Origin of the sequence: Mycobacterium sp. DBP42 (genome assembly GCF_005924235.1) — a bacterium.
Taxonomy (GTDB): Bacteria; Actinomycetota; Actinomycetes; order Mycobacteriales; family Mycobacteriaceae; genus Mycobacterium; species Mycobacterium syngnathidarum.
The window spans coordinates 86,234-103,320 of sequence record NZ_VCMY01000020.1; the positions used below are offsets into that span (position 1 = coordinate 86,234).

Annotated in this window: 15 protein-coding genes; 1 reads left to right on the forward strand and 14 read right to left on the reverse strand. The window is 65.2% G+C overall.

From position 1 onward, the window contains the following. Positions 1-163: 163 nt before the first annotated feature. From E0T84_RS18640 to E0T84_RS18650, 3 genes are all read right to left on the reverse strand, one after another. Entirely contained in the window at positions 164-2,350 is a 2,187-nt protein-coding gene (locus tag E0T84_RS18640; protein ID WP_249383679.1) for an AAA family ATPase, read from the reverse strand. 348 nt (positions 2,351-2,698) lie between these two features. Continuing rightward, a complete protein-coding gene (locus E0T84_RS18645) occupies positions 2,699-3,505 on the reverse strand; it encodes a fructosamine kinase family protein (protein WP_138745173.1) in 807 nt (268 codons plus the stop codon). Between the two features lie 24 nt (positions 3,506-3,529). Next, positions 3,530-4,798, reverse strand: coding sequence for an HNH endonuclease signature motif containing protein (locus E0T84_RS18650; protein ID WP_138745174.1), 1,269 nt, complete (start codon positions 4,796-4,798; stop codon positions 3,530-3,532). Positions 4,799-4,868: 70 nt separating this feature from the next. Here E0T84_RS18650 and E0T84_RS18655 point away from each other — a divergent pair, with 70 nt between their 5' ends. Next, complete coding sequence (locus tag E0T84_RS18655) at positions 4,869-5,618, forward strand: hypothetical protein (RefSeq protein WP_138745175.1); 750 nt, start codon at positions 4,869-4,871, stop codon at positions 5,616-5,618. Here E0T84_RS18655 and E0T84_RS18660 read toward each other — a convergent pair. The 11 genes from E0T84_RS18660 to E0T84_RS18715 all read right to left on the reverse strand — a co-directional run. Continuing rightward, complete coding sequence (locus E0T84_RS18660) at positions 5,569-6,267, reverse strand: YoaK family protein (RefSeq protein WP_138745176.1); 699 nt, start codon at positions 6,265-6,267, stop codon at positions 5,569-5,571. The two genes, E0T84_RS18655 and E0T84_RS18660, sit on opposite strands and share 50 nt — an antisense overlap. Before the next feature lie 16 nt (positions 6,268-6,283). Beyond that, entirely contained in the window at positions 6,284-7,246 is a 963-nt protein-coding gene (locus E0T84_RS18665) for a mammalian cell entry protein (protein WP_138745177.1), read from the reverse strand. Beyond that, positions 7,213-7,773, reverse strand: coding sequence for a mammalian cell entry protein (locus E0T84_RS18670; protein WP_070186729.1), 561 nt, complete (start codon positions 7,771-7,773; stop codon positions 7,213-7,215). The genes E0T84_RS18665 and E0T84_RS18670 overlap by 34 nt, the downstream gene beginning before the upstream one ends. After that, complete coding sequence (locus tag E0T84_RS18675; protein ID WP_138745178.1) at positions 7,770-8,747, reverse strand: RDD family protein; 978 nt, start codon at positions 8,745-8,747, stop codon at positions 7,770-7,772. The genes E0T84_RS18670 and E0T84_RS18675 overlap by 4 nt, the downstream gene beginning before the upstream one ends. Then, positions 8,744-9,400: a hypothetical protein gene (locus E0T84_RS18680; RefSeq protein WP_138745179.1), complete on the reverse strand. Its 657-nt coding sequence runs from the start codon at positions 9,398-9,400 to the stop codon at positions 8,744-8,746. The genes E0T84_RS18675 and E0T84_RS18680 overlap by 4 nt, the downstream gene beginning before the upstream one ends. Continuing rightward, complete coding sequence (locus E0T84_RS18685) at positions 9,370-10,923, reverse strand: virulence factor Mce family protein (protein ID WP_070186728.1); 1,554 nt, start codon at positions 10,921-10,923, stop codon at positions 9,370-9,372. Before E0T84_RS18685 ends, E0T84_RS18680 begins: the two co-directional genes overlap by 31 nt. Positions 10,924-10,929: 6 nt before the next feature. Continuing rightward, positions 10,930-12,114, reverse strand: coding sequence for a virulence factor Mce family protein (locus tag E0T84_RS18690; protein WP_070186730.1), 1,185 nt, complete (start codon positions 12,112-12,114; stop codon positions 10,930-10,932). 65 nt (positions 12,115-12,179) lie between these two features. Then, positions 12,180-13,814, reverse strand: coding sequence for a virulence factor Mce family protein (locus E0T84_RS18700; protein WP_070186694.1), 1,635 nt, complete (start codon positions 13,812-13,814; stop codon positions 12,180-12,182). 9 nt (positions 13,815-13,823) lie between these two features. Then, positions 13,824-15,389 (reverse strand): MCE family protein, encoded by a 1,566-nt coding sequence (locus E0T84_RS18705; RefSeq protein ID WP_070186727.1) that lies wholly within the window; start codon positions 15,387-15,389, stop codon positions 13,824-13,826. Next, positions 15,386-16,417 (reverse strand): MCE family protein, encoded by a 1,032-nt coding sequence (locus E0T84_RS18710; RefSeq protein ID WP_070186693.1) that lies wholly within the window; start codon positions 16,415-16,417, stop codon positions 15,386-15,388. Before E0T84_RS18710 ends, E0T84_RS18705 begins: the two co-directional genes overlap by 4 nt. Then, positions 16,414-17,087: MCE family protein (locus tag E0T84_RS18715; protein WP_171055079.1), on the reverse strand; the 674-nt coding region annotated here is incomplete at its 5' end. The genes E0T84_RS18715 and E0T84_RS18710, both read right to left, overlap by 4 nt.

The following is a 17,087-nucleotide window of genomic DNA, read 5'->3' on the forward strand; positions in this document are numbered from 1 at the left end:
AGCAGCAATGAGGTGAGTTCCTTCTGAGACTTGCAGTGGCGCAGCGCCGAGGACTTCCACGCCATGCTCACCGATTCCCAGGCGCGCGAACACCTGGGCCGGTGCGCTGATCTCGCGACCAGTTGCGACCCCCCTGTACACCGTGAAGTCGGTACATCAGGCGTCAGGCAGCGTCTTTCTTCTTGGTCTTCTTCTCGGACTTCTTGTCAGGCTTCTTCTCGGCCTTCTTGGCCGGCTTCAGTGAATCGCCTGCCTTCCCGGCGTTGGCTTTCGCGTCGTTGGCTGCGTTCTCAGCACCTTTCTGAATGCCCTCCGCCGCCGACCTGATCTGCTTACGGCCATTCTCGGCGAGCTTGTTCAGCCGATCCTGGGTGTCCTTGACCGCCGTGGCCGTCCGCTCACGTGCCTTCTGGGCCTGGGCCTTAGCTCGGTCCCCGGCGTCCTTGATCGTCTTCTCGACTTCCTGCCGTGCATCCTCGCCTGCCGCGGCAAGCTTCTTGACGCCGTCATCGACGTTCTCCTGGGCGTTGCCCACGACAGGCTCGTCCACCGCGGTTTTCAGATTCACGGTATCCGTACCGACATTGGTCTGCGTGAGGGATTGCGGCTCGAAGCTCGTCTTCGCAAGGCTCTGCGTGCCGGTGTCGCTGAGTGTGTCGAGCACGTCCGGGGAGAGGCTGTCCAAGGGATTGCCCACGCCCAGCAAGCCAAGCAGGGTCTTGATCGGATTGGAAACCGGGGTCTGGCTCACCAGGCCGTCGTCGATCGCCTTCTGAATGCCGGTCAGCAGGTTGTTCACCAGATGGCCCGGAACCTGTCCCCAATCGACATCCGCGGGAAGAGTTCCGAAAGCCGTTGGGATGTCTGCCTCATCGAGTGTGCGGTCATACACACCGGTTTCCGGGTTGTAGTACACATCCGTGTAGCCGAGGTTGACCAGGCTGGTGAGCACCGGGCTCAGCGCCGTGCCGATCGGGTTGTTGAGATTCGCCCCGGTCAGCAAGTTGACGACGTCATACGCCAGATACGTCGGCTCCAGCAGTGGCAGGCTCTGCGCCGGGATCGTCACGTAGATGTTGAGCTTGGGCCCCTTGGTGGGGTCATCTCCCGGGTCCGCCAAATAGTCGGTGATGTCGTCGCCGAGCTGCTGGACGACCTGATCGACGAGCACCGTGGTGAGCGAATCCAGCGACTGGTTGCGCAGGATATAGGTCGGGAAAAGCCCTGCCGCAACATTGTTCGCCATCGTGAACGGGTTGGGCCAAGCGGCGAAGTCCGACAGCGGCAGATACTCCGCCGTTGCGTCGATCTTGATCGGGATCAGGTTGGCGCCGCCAAGGGTGAGTCCGAACAGCTGTATATCGTTGAGCAGACCTTGCCCGTCGGTACTGCTTTGCACCTGCGTGTCCGGTGTCACGGTGTCGATCCCCAGCAGCCCGAACAACGGATACGCGCGGGCCAGGATGCCGCCGTTGGCACGACCCGGGTTGTCGATCAGGATCATCGGCAGGACCGTGAAGCTCCCGAGCAGCGGATCGGTGCCCGTATACGCCGCCCCGCCAGGCTGATTCGGTAAATCATCGACCACCTGCTGATACGCCGCTCCGGCGGCGAAGGCCCCGAAACCCCAGCCCGCGACGACGGGCACGCGGAGATCTACCACGTCGGCGGTGAGGGGCGGCAGGTCAATGCCGGTGATTGCCTTGAAAGTGGCTTTCAGAGCCTCGAACCCAAGCCCAGATGTGGGGAGGCCGAGCGCGTCGAAGATCGCGTCGAGGCTGATGTCGAGGTACGGGGTGTTGTTGATCTCGTCGGCGACCGAGTTGGGGAACGACGGTGTCCACCCGAGGTCGACACCGAGCAATTTCAGCAGGGTGAAGAGACCACCGGACGTGATCAGGTTGACCCCAGCCGACGAGAGCGGATCCTCAAGGTCGATTCCGAGAAGTTCGGCCAGGTCGCCTACCGGCAATCCTGACAGGGCGCCGCCAAGCGCCCCTCCCAGCGCGTCGTTGAGCGGGCCCTCGATGGCAGCCGTCGGATCGATACCCGCTGCCTGCAGGAGCGCAGCCAAGTTGAAGGTGTTGACGAACGCCGTTTGCAGCTGCGCGCCGACGGATTGGAACTGGTTGTACACCTGGGTTCCGAGGCCGCCCGTGAGGTCAGGGATCTGGTCGGGCGGCGGGAAGATCTGGACACCGGATTGCAGCCGTACGTCCCGCTGGACCGCGGCGGCCTGAGCCGTTGGCGGAGCAACACCCACCGTAAGCGCAGTGACTGTTGCGGTTGCCGCGCCGAGGGTCGCCACCCTCTTTACGCGCCGCCGCTGCCTACGGTGCTTGACTGCCATCCGACCAGTCCTTTCGGCCACTTTCTCAGGTTGATCTCAGGCAACGTAGCACTAATGTGACTTCCATCACGGCATTGCTGAAAAGAATTGGCTATTCGCCTATGCAATCTGTCGCAAACTAGTTGCGAGGGAATCGATCCGTGCTGCACTGGTCAGAGATATATTGACGCGTGCGACAGGCTATTGTGACTCCTGTTGCCGGTCGCAGGGCGCGATGTTGCTACGTGCCACGCGTGCGGATCTTGCCGTTGCCGGACATCCGGCGGACTGTCAAGTGATTCCGATCGCCAACGAAATGGCCCCAACCTGCGCCGGTCGACTCCGACCGTAGCCCGTCAGCCGTTCGCCCTACTCGATCCGTCGTTTGCTGTAGGACAGCAGGACTCGCCGGGCCGCGGCGCCGACCTGGCCAACATAGCCGCCGGCGAACAGCACGACGTGAGCCAGCAGCGGATAGAGCTGATGCAGGTCGACCCGATCGCGCCATCCGTCTCGCAACCGCCGGACAGACTGATACGAAGCCAACACCTCATCGAGGAACGGGAAGCCGAAAAGCGCCAGCATCGCCAGATCCGTCTCGCGATGGCCACCGTGCGCAGCCGGGTCGATGAGCACCGCGCCGTCGGCGGTCCACATCACGTTGCCGCTCCAGAGGTCACCGTGCAGCCTGGCCGGCCCGTCTTCGTCGTCGAACACGCCTGCGCGGCAGATGTCGGCCACCGCCGCGACGGCCTCCCGGATCTCGACGCTCAGCCTTGGCCCGGCGAGCTCCGTCATCGGGACCAACCGGGCGTCGGCGTAGAAAGCGCCCCAAGAATTATTGCCGGCCAATGACATTGGCAACGGCTGTGACATCGGACCGAAGAAGCCTTGCGCGTCGTAACCGTCTGGCCCCGACCCATAGGCTGGCGCGCCCGCGTCGTGGGTACGCGCCAGCTGCGCACCGAAGTCACATGCCGCCCGCGCTGTCGGCGCCACCGGGTGCAGCCGCTGCAGTGTCAATGACGTTGCGTCGTAATCGATTACCGGAACGCAGGGGACGCCACCGCGCACCGCCAGCCAGTTCAGTCCGGCCGCCTCGGCGGCGAAGAAACCCGCCGGCGCTGACGCGTTCCGTTTGACGAAAACGTCGGCCCGATCCGCGGCGTTGGGCATATCTGTCAGGTTACCGGCCGACGGCTACACGGCTTCTGGTGGTGGTTGGGGTTGGAAGGGTGGGTACCACCACCAGTGCGCGCGTTCCCCGGTTGGCCCTCGGTAGGGCGGAACATCGGGCGGAGGCATCGTGGGTGGCCGGGCCAACGACCCACCCTGCAACGGTTTCCCGCTGCGGTCGGTGACCCGCAACCGATCAACGGGCCCGGTGATGGTGATCTCGCCGCGGTGATGGGCGCGGTGGTGATAGGGGCAGACCAGGACGAGATTATCGAGGTCGGTGCGGCCACCGTCCTCCCAGTGCACGAGGTGGTGGGCGTGCAGACCGCGGGTGGCGCCGCACCCGGGCACCGCACAGCACCGGTCGCGGTGCTCCAGGGCACGGCGAAGTCGGCGGCTGATGGTGCGGGTGGTACGCCCGGCTCCGATCGGCTGGCCGTGGCTTTCGAACCACGCCTCACAGGTGGCATCACACAGCAGGAATCGCCGTTCCTCATCAGTGAGCACCGGCCCCAGATGCAGGGCAGCGATGCGGTCGGTGAGGTTCAGATGCACCGCGACGGTGGTGCGCTGCCCGTGCGGGCGGGCGGCTACATCGGTATCCCAGCCGGCCTGGATCAGGCTCATGAACGCATCCACACTGTTGGGGAACGGCGGTGCCTGAGCCGAGGTCGGCTCACCGGTATTCGGGTCGATGTCGTGGTCACGTTTCCAGTCGGCCACCAGCGCATCGTGATGGGATTGGAGGGCGGCCTCGAACTTGGCGGCCTCCAGCCGCGGTAGCCGGATCCGCCAGGTGGTGTATTCGTCGGCGGGGCCGGGGATTTTGGTGATCTCCCGCTGCGGTTCGGGTTTCGGATCAGGTTCCGGGCGCGGCTCGAGCTTGATCGCGGTGCGCAGTTGGGTCACGGTGGCGACCGAGGCCAACTCGGCATAGTGCGCATCGGAGCCGTCGGCGGCTTTGTCGGCGATCACCCCCACCTGATCCAGCGAGAGCCGGCCTTCGCGCAGGTCTTGGGTGCAGCGGGGGAATTCCTCAACCCGCCGTGCCACCGCCACGACAGTCTCGGCGTTACGAGGGGTGACACCGGTCTTCCAGGCCACCAACGCCGCAACCGAACGGGCACCGGTCATACCGCACAACTCGTCGCGTTCGAGTTCGGCGACGATGTCCACGATGCGCCCATCGATCGCGTTGCGCTGACCGCACAGCTCCGACAACTTGTCGAACAACACCTCCAGCCGCTCCTTTGGGGACTCCCCAGCGGCGAAAGAAGCTGCGTCCGAAGACATAACACCATCAAAGCAGAGGGGTCCGACAATTCATGGACCACTACCAACACCATCCGGCAAGATAGCTGGGGTGGGGATAAGCCTGTTGCCGTTCACTCGCCTCTCGGACGCTGACGTCGCGGGTGCGCTCGATCATGCGGTATCCGTGATCAACCCGGTACTCGATGTGTTCAGCCGTTTCGATCCGCTCGGGCTGAGGCGACGCACCCATCGCGAGGAACCCGGCGAGGGCCCCGTGGGCAAGTCGCTCGACATCGCGGCCGCAGTGGTCAATTTCGCTGAGCTGCCGGGCACCAAGGCCTGGGCCGAGATGGATCAGCACGGCCACGTGAAGTGGTGGGTGCACCGCGCGGGGGCGGTCACCACCATCCTCGTTGCCTTTCCCGGAGCATTCGGGGTCATCGCCGACCGGCTCGGCATTCAGGACTTCCTTGGCTTCACCAACCAGGCGATCGTGCTGTGCGCGGTGGCCCGCGAGGATGGCGTCACCGACTACGACGATCAGGTGCAGCTGCTGGGCGCCGTCCTGTGCGACCGTCAATTCCCCGATGACACCGCCGACGATCCCGACGTGCCGGCCCACTCGCTGCCCGGAAGGCTCTGGGAGTTCGCCGGCACGTTACGCGCGGTCGGCGACGAGTTCACGAAAAGGCCTCATCCACAAAAGCTTTACCGTTATCTCGGCATGCTGCCCGGCGTCGGCGCGGTGGCCGACTATGTCGGCGAATTCACCGCCCTGCTACACGCGGCCGACGAGGGTGCAGCCTGGATCAGCGAGCATTCTCCGCAGGGGCCGACTCCGGAGCCGGCCCGAACTTGAAGATGAGCGCACTGATCGCCACCACCACGGCCGCCAGGGCAATCACCGGCGCGACGGTGAACTGCGACACCGTCGCCCCGAGAATCGCGCCGCCACACATCGTGGCCACCACTCCGTAGCGCAACTTCTCGCGGTCCCCGGTACCGCCGGCCAACCGGCTGTCGAAACCGAGACCGACGATGGTCTGGGTCAGCACCGTGGTACTCAACTCCTGGATGCCGAACTGGCGCGCCGTCGCGTTCTGGATCCCGAAAGTCATCGCCAGCACGACGAGGATGAGCTTGCGATTGTCTTGATAATTCAACACGCCGGTGCCGGCCAGAATCGAAAGTACGGTCAGTAGAACAACTTCCACACCCAACGCGGTGGCCAGCCAATTCCGGACATGTCTGCCGAGATGCCGGCGGAGCCGCCCACCCACCACAGTGCCCAGCACAAACCCGATGAACGCCACCAGGGCACCGGTCACGTCCACACCCGAGTGCGGCACAAACCAGAAGCCCAGGAAGATCACGTTTCCGGTCATGTTGGCGACGAACACATGGCCGAGCACCAACACACTGACGGCATCGACGATCCCGGTGGCGCACGTCAACAGCAGCAGCGCCACAACTGTCGACCGCTGCGTCACCGGCGAGGCGATAGCCATAGCTACATCCTCGCCTCTACAGCTGCGGCGACAAGTCCAATTGAGTCAATGCCGGCATCTGAGTGATCCGCCAATCCCCGTCGGTGCGATGCAATACCAACCGATATGACATGTAGCGCAGTGAAGGAACGTTCTTGGTCACCGGGCTCGTCGACACCGTGTTGGTGTAGACGATGGCGGTGGCCTCATCGCGACTGATGGTCTCCACCGCGGTACCCATCACCTCGGTGTTGTTGGTCACCTGCGCTTGCTTATTGGTCGGGACAAGCGAATCGATCAACTTCCGGTACTGGTCCGCGAAGTCTCCGGACAGATACTTCTCGGCGCGATCCGGCAGGGTTTCGATGTTGTCCGGGTTGTAGGTCCACAGTGTGGTGATCGCGTCGGCCGAAGTCCGGGCCACTTGCAGTTTGGTCGCCACCAACGCCCGGTCGGCCAGGTACGGCTGCAGCATTGCGCCCCCGAATGCGGCCGCCGCGACGAACACCGCCGCCGCACCGGCGGCGAAGTACGTCAGCCGCTTACCGGCCTCGCGGTGCGGAACGAGCACCACGTCCTCATCCGGCGCGTCCTCATCCGGCGCGTCCTCGACCGGCTCAGTCTCGGCCTCGACGACCGGTTCGGACTCGGCATCCGTCACGTCAGCGTCGGCCTCGGTTTCGGGCTCCGGTTCCGCCGTCACTTCCGACTCGGCATCGGCCGAAGCCTCGGACTCGGACTCAACGGCCGGTTCGGGCTCGACGACCGCCTTGCGACCCGCCTTGCCCGTCGGGGTCCGACGCTCCGGCGTGGCCTCGGATCCGTCGGCTTCGTCGGATCCCGCATCGGCCGGCGTCTCGACGTCATCTGACGTGGACGCGTCAACCGCCGTGTCAGCCGCCGCCTCGGCACGGCGACGCCGCCCGAAACGCAGTCTGCGGCGGGGCTTCTCAGGCTCGCCGGTGGTCAGATCACCTGAATCAGCTGGCTGATCTTCCACTGCTGTCCTTCCCAGATCGTCGTCGCAATCCAACGGCTGCCGCTTTCGACCACAGACTTGCCGTCTGGGGTTCGGGTGCTGACCTTTGTGGCGACCAGAACATCGGCACTACCGTTGTCGTTCCACCGCTGGATGCCGGCATCGAGTACCGCTCCTTCGGTCGGTTCAGCCCGTGCCACCTGAACGACGATCTCGTTCTGCTTCTCCTGGAACATCTTTCGGAAATCGCCCGTGGCCTGCGAGGCAATGCGGTCGGCGTAGTCGTTGGCGTGGAACGGATCCAACGTCGTGTAGGCCGTCATGAACTCACGCACGTAGTCGAGCGCTCCGGCGGTCTTGATTTCGGCACGACGATCCGATTCGTGCCGGATCAAGATCAGCGTGCTGCCCACTAGGGCCACGGCAATGATCAGGGCGGAGATCATCCCGACGATCGGCAGGCCCCACCGGATCGGTTCCTTGGGCTCCTTGGGCTCGACGGCAAAGTAGTCCCGCTCGTCGGGCTCGATCCGCCGACGCGGGCTCACTGTCCGCCCCCGTTCAGCACTGGCCGTTTGAGCACGGTGAGATTGTCGACGAGCCAATGGTCGTCTGACTTCCGGAAGTCCACCCGCACCGTGGCGGTGATGAACTTGAGCTCCTGCGGATTGGTGCCGCGCTGCCCCTGCAGCGCCATCAGCATCGTGGCCGCGTCAGCGGTCAAGCCCGGCAGTACCGCGCTGCTCACGGCCGAGTAGTCGTTGGTGGTCGGCCCGGCCTTGCGGACCGCGTCCTGCTGGGCCACCAGCTGCTGCCGGTAGTTGTCAGTGGTCAGCGATTGCGCCTTGGCGAAATCAGCGTCGACGGAATCCACCCCGTAACTCAGCAGTTGCTCGACGATCCGGGGCCCCTGCTCGGTGATCTGCGCGCGGGCCTGGTCAACTGCCCGATCCTGCCGATACACCAGCAGATATCCCAGCCCGGCCGCGATTCCGCTGAGCAGCGCGAGCGTCAGCAACAGCGCACCGGCGCGACGACGGACATCGGACTCAGGCCGATCGACGCAACGCACCTCGGTACTGGTCAACAGGTCCGCGAAGGTCCGCCTGCGTGAATCCCACAGCGGCCACAGCCACCCCAGGAACAGTGCCGCGGTGTCCAGCAGATGGGCCAGATCACGCAGCAGTAGCCGCCCCAGCCCCGCGTCACCGGCCGGCGACACCACCCGGATGCCGAACACCGACCGGCCCGGACTCCAGCCCGTCAACGTCGGCAACAGAATGCGATTCACACATGAAACGGCGACCAGCAGGACCAGCCCGCCCGCGTACACCGCCCACCACAGCCACTTACCCAGGGAGGTGCCCTGCGCGACCAATGTCGCCGTCACGATCAATCCGGCGGGAGCCAGCACGTCGATGGCGAATGCCCCGGCTCGGGCCGGCCACGACGCCAGCCGCGCCCGGTCCGACCCGGTCCCCGCGGTAGAGGCCGGGTCGGCGCTGTCCAGCACAGCGGTCACGACGTGACCTGGTCGAGCCGCGCGACCTTGTAGTTGCCGTCCTCGGCGCGGGCCATCTTCACCCGCAGCCGATAACCCTGCTCCTCATCGGACTTCTCGCTGTTGGTGACCAACACACGCACCGCGACCAGCAGATCCATCGACCCGTCATCGTTGTGCTTCTCCACCGCGGCTCGCAGATCCGAGACCTTCACCTGCACGTTGGCGGCCTGGTATGCATCCAGCAGCATGCCGCTGTAGAGGCCGGCCTGCGCACCGAAGTCGCCGGTCGAGCATTCGATGATCTTGGTCTGGGCCGCGATCATCGCCTGGGTGTCGGGCGCCTGAGTCGCGGTCACGCAGTCCTTGGCCGCGGCCAAGGCCTCGGCCTCGTCGCCGGCGATGCGTTCGCTGTCCTGATGCGCTCGCAATGCCAGGTAGCCGCCGACACCGACGGCCGCCGCAAGGACCAGCAGGCCGGCGAGGATCGCCGCCATCCAGCCACGCCCCAACCGCGAAGGCCGTGACACGGACTCCTGAGAAGCCTCCTCGGTCTCCGTTCCGGAGGCGTCCGGGTCAGAGATCTCGGAGACGGTCTCCGCTTGAGGGTCAGGGGTATGGGGGTCCTGCTGGTCGGCGAGGTTCAGCTGGCTGGCGCCAGCATCTCCTTCCATCCGTCATCTCCTGGTTTATTCGAGTTGGTGACGGAGTACTTCACACCGCCGGGACCGACCACCTCGCCGCTGGACGGGCTATAGGTGGCGGTCGAACCTGCTGCCGGAGTGTAGATGCAGGGGTTCGGCTGCTGTCCACTACAACTCACATTGCCACCCCGAGGCGCGGTCAGCGGGTCGCTGCGCATCGCCGTCGATTCCGGTGGTGGAAGCTGACTTGCCGGCAACGGGTTCATCCCATTATTCACCGACGGCGCGGGAATGACCCGGCCCGGATCGACGGGCTGATCGCAGCGCGCGGCCGGGGCCGGGCAATTGCGGATCTGGTTCGGGTCGCCGTACCACGGGTTGGTACCCAATGGCTGGTAAGGCTCATCGCTGCGGCATTCGGCCGGCGAGGCGGCCCGCTTGCCGGGCACATCGGCACACGGGTAGTTACGCGCACCGCGCACCGCGTTCGACGCGTCCTTGGGGATCTTGCAGTACAAGCCCTCCGGCAGCGGCGCCATCGACGTATCCGCAGGCGACCGCCACTGCGAGGCAGGCAGGAACCCGGTCAGGCACGGCGGCGGCATGTTGATACCGAGGCCGAAGTGCAGCAAGCCCTTTGGCGCGAAGATCGTCGCGGTCTGTGCCACGGCGCCACCCTGGGGCAACGCCACCAACACCTGCTCGACGTTCTTGTTGTAGCGCTTGAGCATGTCGATGACGATTTCCAGGTTCGCCAGTGTCTGCGGCAAGGACTCCTGAACGCCACTGAACACCGAGTTCAGCTGATCGGCCGTCGGTGCCGCCTGCTGGAGGCCACCGCGCAGCGCCGCGTCGTTCTGGGCGCTCTGAGCCGCCAGCGTGTTCAGGTTCTTGGCCCACCGCGAGATCGCGTCACCGGAATTCACCTGGCTGTCGATGATCGGCCCGGAGTTCTCGACGATGTCGTTGACCGGCCCCAGATTGTCCTTGAAGTCACTGGCGATCGCCTGGGTGGAGTCGACCAGGCGCTGCAGTGACGGGCCGAGACCACCGACGGCCTGGGCCGTCTCGTCGAGCAGGACCGAGATCTTCTCCTTGGGCAACGCCGCCAGGCCACGCTGGGCAGCGTCGAGCGAGGGCCCCACCTCGGCGGGCACCGTGCCCTTCTCGATCGTGTCGCCGTCGCGGAAGTACTTACCTTCGCTGCCGCCCTCGGAGACCAGATCGATGAACTGCTCACCGACCGCAGACACCGAGTGCACGTTCGCGCTGGCGTCCAACGGGATCCGGTACCGGTCGTAGATGTCCATCTCGACTCTGGCGCCCTGTTCGGTGGGCTCGACGGAGGTGACCTTGCCGATCGTCGTACCGCGATAGGTGACGTTGGCCGTGGCGTACAGACCGCCCGAATTCGGGAGCTTGGCGTTCAGGTTGTACATCCCGATCCCGGCCCACGTCGGCAGCCGCAGGTAGAACAGCGCCAGCACAACGAGGGCGATCAACGTCAGCACCGAGAACAGAACGAGCTGCATCTTGATGAAGCGGGTCAGCAACATGTCTCACTCCCCCCTTTCCACAAGCGGGCCACCAGGTGCGTCGTGCGGGTTCGGCGTGAACCGGACATCCGGGATCATCGTCGCCGGATCGCGGCCCCATGCCTGCTCCAGAGCCCGGAGCATGCCCGAGAGACCGGTGCCGGACAGGAACGCGTTGTCCACCGAGCTCAACGTCAGGTCGATCGTCAGCGACACGTTGATGTAGTCGCCGCGCACGGCCTTCGGGATGTTCTCGATGTTGAACGGCACCGTCAGGATCAGCTTGAGCGCTTCCACCAGGTACGGGGCCGAGCGGGCCAACTGCTTGAGCGGCCGTTGCAGGTTCTGCAGGTTGGTGTGCAGATTCGCGTTGCTGTTGGACAACGTGTCGTCGGCAGCCTTGGACAACCGGCCCAGCGACGTCACCGCGTCGGCGAACAAATCGCGCGTATCGGCGAAATGCTGGATCAGCGGCGGGAACTCGGTGAGCACCCGGTCCAACGTGTCGTTGCGCGCCGCAACGATGTTCAACAGCCGGTTGGTCGAGTCGATCGCCCGGGTGATGTCGTGGCGCTGCTGATTGAGCTCGTCGGTGAACGTGTCGAGCCGGCCCAAAAAGTCGCGGATCTGATCGGCGCGACCATTGAGGATGTTGAACACCTCGGTCTGGATGGTCTCGATGTTCGGGATACCACCACCGGTCAGGATGCCCGAGATGCCGGCCAGCGTCCGCTCGATCGTCGGATACGCCGAGGACTGCGACAACGGGATGGTGTCCCCGCTCTGCAGCTTCTCCTCCGACGGATCGGCCGGCGGGTTGAGCTCGACATGCTGCGAACCCAGCAAGCTGGTCTGACCGATCTTGGCCAGGGTGTTCTTGGGCAGCACGACGCCGGGCTCAATATCGACGGTCAGCGTCGGGGTCCAGTTGATCAGCTCGATCTTGCGGACCCGGCCGACGAACACGTCGCGCACCCGCACCCGGCTGTTGGCGTTGAGCGCCAACGTCTCCGGCATCTGCACATACAGCGTGGTGCGGCCGGACTCGGTGCCCGGCCCACCCGGCAGCGGCACGTTGGCCACACCGCGCCACTGCCCACACGAGGTGAGGATCAGCGCGGACGCCGACAACACCGCGACGCGTCGTCCGACACGGCCCCAGTTGCGTGCCTTCAGCCGGCCTGTTTCTTCTTCGCGCAAGCGGCTCATCAGACCCGTTCGTTCTTCGCGCAAGCGGCTCATCAGACCCGTTCGTTCTTCGCGCAAGCGGCTCATCAGCCCTGTCCTCCGACCTCGGCAGGCAACGCCGGTCCGGCAGGAGCCGGAGCCGGAGCGGCCGGTGCGGGACCCGACATCGGATCACCCGGGATCACACCGGGTGCCGGCGCCGGCGGCGGTCCGGGCTGCGGATACCACGGCGGCGGCAACGGGTTGTTCTCGTCGTACGAGTTGGGCGGTCCGGGCAGGTTGCCTCCCGGCGGGGCACCGAACGCCGGCGGGGCCGGCGGCGCGACGATGTCCGGGCCACCCATCAACTCGGACAACGACTCCGGGGTCAGCATCTGCTGAGTGGCCGGCTGCACCTGCACACCCTGCATGCCCGGCGCGACGGTCCAGCCCGGCTCGTGGTTGCCGTGCGAGAACAACGTGTCGCGCGACCAGATACCGGGGACGGTGGTGTCCTTGTATCCCCCCGGCGGCTGCAGGCGGGGCTCCGAGTAGGAGATCTGCTTCGGCAGCGTCATCGCGGTGTTGGCCAGGTTCTGTCCGAACGGCAGGTAGTTGAACTTGATCGCGTCGAGGATGGGCGCCAGGTACTGCGCGCACAATTCGGCCGAGTCCTGATACCCCAACCGGCTGCCGGCCTGGATCGAACTGCAGATGAACTGCAGCGGGTTGGAGAAGTTGGTCAGACCCGGCAGAACCGGCAAGCTCACGATGCCGCCCTGGTTGGGCGAGACGATGTTGAGCACGTTGGCGGCCAGGTTCGGGTAGGAGTGCAGACCCTTCTCCAGGCCGTTGCGCGGCTCGGGTTGCAGGATCGCCGTCGTCACCTCGGACAGGTTGTTGATGTCGTGGGTGAGCACGCCACCGTTCTCGTCGAGGAACTCACGGGTGGTCTTGAGCACCTTGTTGAGATCCTGCAGGGCCGTTGCCAACTCCTGGTCGGTGTTGGTGAACGAGTTGGTGAACTGCGCCAGGTCGTTGTTGAGCGCCACGAACTGCTGGTCGCTCTTGTGCAGCGCATTGACGAACAACGCCAGGCTCTTGACCACCTGGAAGAAGTCGCCGCGGCCCTGGTTGAGCGTGGTCAGCGCCTCCGACAACCCGTTGAGCGTGCGGTTGAGCTGGTCGCCCTTGCCCTGGAACCCGTCTGCGAAGGAGTCGATGATGTCACCGAACGGGCCCTTGGGCTGTGCGGCGGTCGGACCCAACTCGTCGAGAAGACGGGTGATCTGGTTGCGCAACTCGTCGTACTCGACCGGGATCTGGGTGTTCTCGATCGGGATCACCGCGTTGTCCTTCAACTGCGGCCCGCCCGTGTAGGGCGGGGACAGCTGGATCACGCGCGAGGCCACCAGGCTGGGGTTCAGCACAGACGCCGTGACGTTCTCGGGCACCTTGTACTTGTTGTTGACGTGGAAGACGACCTTCATCTTGTCGCCGTCGGTCTCGATGCTGTCGATCGCACCGACCTTGACGCCCATGATGAGGACCTTGTCACCGGGATACAGCGCGAGCACCGCGGGGAAGTACGCGGTGACCGAGGTGTTGGTCATCTTCTTGTACAGGTTCATACCGAAGTAACCCAGCACCAGGGCGGCTGCCACCGCCAGCGCAGCGACGATGACAGCTGCCCGGGAAGCCTTGGGCAACTTGATGTTTCGAACGTTGAAAACAGTTGACATATGTGCGGCCTATCCCTGCGACCCGGGCGGAAGGAACGGCGGATTACCCGGTAGCGGCGGTGTGCCCGCCGGGCCGGCTTCCGGCCCCGGTCCCGGCGGTGCCGGAGGAGCGTTCACCGGTCCCGGGTGCGGTGCGTAACCCGGCAGCGGTCCGGGCGCCACCGGCAGCGGGGCGATCGGAACGGTGCGGGCTCCCGGCGGACCGGGCGCCAGCTCAACGGGGGCACCGGGCTGATCCGGCGGCATCTGGCCGGGGATGGCCGCGCTGGGCACACCCGGTGAATGCGCGATGCCGTCAGGGTTCGGTGCCGACGTGGCCAGATCCGGCGGGCCGTAGTGCGGGCCACCGAACGGACCTTGGGTGGCCGCCGCGCACGGCATCGGGTTGCCCGGGGACGGGATCCCAGCCGCCGTCGGCGTGTACGAGCACGGCGATCCGGGTGGCACGGCAGGCCCCGGGTGCTCCGGGGTGCCTTCCAGCGGCGTCGGAGCCGGCGGTGGCGCGCCATTTTCGAAACGCTTGCCGTTGGGATCGGGGAAGCGGGCCGACGGCAGCCCGGCGTTGCGCCAGAACTCCTCGGGATCGATACCGCGCTTCTTGAACGCGGCATCGACGAACGGCTGCAGGATCTGCGGCGGGATCAGGTTGACCAGCATCACCTTGAAGTACGGACCCGAGGCCAGCGCCTCGGCCAGCGAGGTGATGAATTTGCCTGCAACCGTGAGGACGTCGGCCAGATCCTGCTTGCGTTCGACGAGCAGGTCGCTGACCGTGCGCAACTGCTCGAGCACATGGTTCAGGTTCGGGTTGTCGTTGATCAGGCCCTCGACCTGATGCGACACCGAGGACACCCGCTCCAGCAGCATGCTCACGGCCTGGCCACGCTCGTTGACCGCGGCCAACAGTGTCTGTGCGTTCACCAGCAGCTGGTTGACCTGCGTGCTGCGGTCACCGAGCACCGTGGCGATCTTGTTGGCGTTGGCCAGCAGCTTCTTGACGTCCTCGTCACGCTTGCCGATGGTCTCGGAGAACTTGGCCACGCCGTCCAGCGCCGCACTCAGGTGCGGCGAGGTCTGATCGATCGTCTCCGACAACACATTCAGCGATTCCTTGACGGACTTGGTGTCCCAGCCCGACGCATTGCGCGTGACATCGAGGAACGCGTCGTAGATCTGGTACGGCGTCGTCGTCTGGCCCAGCGGCAGCATCCCGCGCGGTTCCAGTGTCTTGCTACCGCGCGGCTGGATCTCGATGTTCTTGCGGCCCAGGATGGTGTCGGTACGGATCGCCGCGCGGCTCTCGGTGCCGATCGTCTTGCCACCCAGGGTGTAGCCGATCTCGACCTTGTCGCCGTTGATGTCCATGCTCTTGACCGTGCCGACATCCATACCGGCGATGCGCACCTTGTCACCCAGGCTCAGGCCTCCGGTATCGGAGAACTGGCCGTAGTACGTGGGGACCGCGAACAGCATCGGCACGCTCGTCAGCGTCGAGCCGACGCCGATGACCAGCGCCACCACCACAACGCCCATCAGGCCTTTGCGGAAGCGGTCGGAACCTTGCAGTGTCCTCATCGCGGCGTGCACCTCCCCGACGGCTGTGAAGCAAGTCTGACGGTTCGGACGGGCCCGCCCGGCTGCAACCCGTTGAGCTTCAACGAAAGGTCGCAGGCATAGAAGTTGAAGAAGTCACCGTAGATGCCACCGGCACGACCGATGATCTTCAACGCCTGGGGGAACTGCACCAGGATGTCGTTGAGCTGCTGCTTCTGATCGATCAGCGGCTGCTGGATGACCTCGAGTTGACCGACGGTGTCCTTGAGCAGCGGGCGGTTGTCCGACAGCAGATCGGCCAGCGACCCGGCCGCATTGCTGATGTCGGCCACCGAGGAGCCGATCGGATCGGCGCGGTTCCTCAGGCTCGTGATCACCGTCTCGAAGTTCTTGAGGGTGTCGTCGAACTGCTGCTGATGCGCGACGGTGGTGTCCAGGACGATGTTGAGGTTCTTGATCACGTCACCGATGGCCTGATCCCGGTCGGCGATGCTCTGGGTGAGCTGCGCCGTCTGATCCAGGATGTCGTTGATGGTGCCGCCCTGGCCCTGGAAGATCGTGATGATCGACTTGGAGATGGTGTTGACCTTCTCCGGACTCAGCGACTGGAACAACGGCCGGAAACCGCCGACGAGCGCGTCGAGGTCGAGCGCGGGTTCGGTGCGCTCCAGCGGAATGGTGCTGCCCGGCGCGATCCTGGTGTTGCTCTCACCCCGCTTGAGCTCGAGGTAGCGGTTACCGATCAGGTCCTGGTAGCGGATCGAGGCCGTGGTCTGGTCGAACAACGGCAGCGACTTCTCGACGTTGAACGTGACCTCGGCCTGCTGGCCGCCGTTGATCAGTTTGACGCCCGAGACCTTGCCGACCTCGACACCGGAGGCACGGACGAACTGCCCGGTGCGCAGACCGCTGACGTTGTTGAAGATCGCCGAGTACTCAGAGGTCCGGTTGAACCGGATCTGACCGAAGACCACGAAGATGATCGCAGTGAAGGTGAGCAGCACCAGTGAGAAGATGCCGAGCTTGAGAATCGTGCCCTTGATGCTCATGGGTTGATCGTGTTCTCCCCCACTTGGCGGCCCCACACATACTCGGCCACGAGCGGTTGACCCAGCTCGAGGTGGTTGTACGGGGCGATCGATGCACCGGTATCCATCACCAGGTACGGCATGGGCCACAGGTCCTTGGTGACCGGCTGCCAGCAGCCGGGCCGGCCCTCGGGGCCGCCCTTGGCGTTGATCCGCGGCAGGTTGTCGGGATAGACGTAGGGGTTGCCCACGCCGATCACCAACGAATGCGTCTGCAGTGAGTAGCCGTTACCGCCGAGCGCACCCGCGAGTTTCGGGCCGGCATCGTGGTAATTGCGGATCGTGCAGAACAGCGCCGGGCTGTACTTGTCCAGCAGAGCCGAGGTCGGCAGGAGGTCTTGAGCGCCGCGCACCAGGTACGGCCCACCGCGCTCGAAGATGTCACCGCCGGTGTTGCCGAAACCGACGGCCGCCACCAAGGCCTGATCGAGGTTGCCGCGCTGCTCGTTGAGCGTGCGCGCGGTGGTCACCGCGTTGGTCAGCCCGTCGAACAGATCCGGGGCGGCATCGGCATAAACCTCACCCAAATCGGCCAGACCCGCAGTGTCACGCCGGATCTGGGGCATCCGCTGGTTCAGATCCCCCAGGATCTCGTTGCCGTGCACGATCGACTGACCGAACTTGTCACCCA

Bases quoted from the DNA above. Each gene is read 5' to 3' on its own strand.
- E0T84_RS18680 (WP_138745179.1), bottom strand. From the start codon at position 9,400: ATGGAAGGAGATGCTGGCGCCAGCCAGCTGAACCTCGCCGACCAGCAG.
- E0T84_RS18660 (WP_138745176.1), bottom strand. From the start codon at position 6,267: ATGGCTATCGCCTCGCCGGTGACGCAGCGGTCGACAGTTGTGGCGCTG.
- E0T84_RS18705 (WP_070186727.1), bottom strand. From the start codon at position 15,389: ATGAGGACACTGCAAGGTTCCGACCGCTTCCGCAAAGGCCTGATGGGC.
- E0T84_RS18700 (WP_070186694.1), bottom strand. From the start codon at position 13,814: ATGTCAACTGTTTTCAACGTTCGAAACATCAAGTTGCCCAAGGCTTCC.
- E0T84_RS18650 (WP_138745174.1), bottom strand. From the start codon at position 4,798: ATGTCTTCGGACGCAGCTTCTTTCGCCGCTGGGGAGTCCCCAAAGGAG.
- E0T84_RS18710 (WP_070186693.1), bottom strand. From the start codon at position 16,417: ATGAGCATCAAGGGCACGATTCTCAAGCTCGGCATCTTCTCACTGGTG.
- E0T84_RS18645 (WP_138745173.1), bottom strand. From the start codon at position 3,505: ATGCCCAACGCCGCGGATCGGGCCGACGTTTTCGTCAAACGGAACGCG.
- E0T84_RS18690 (WP_070186730.1), bottom strand. From the start codon at position 12,114: ATGAGCCGCTTGCGCGAAGAAGAAACAGGCCGGCTGAAGGCACGCAAC.
- E0T84_RS18640 (WP_249383679.1), bottom strand. From the start codon at position 2,350: ATGGCAGTCAAGCACCGTAGGCAGCGGCGGCGCGTAAAGAGGGTGGCG.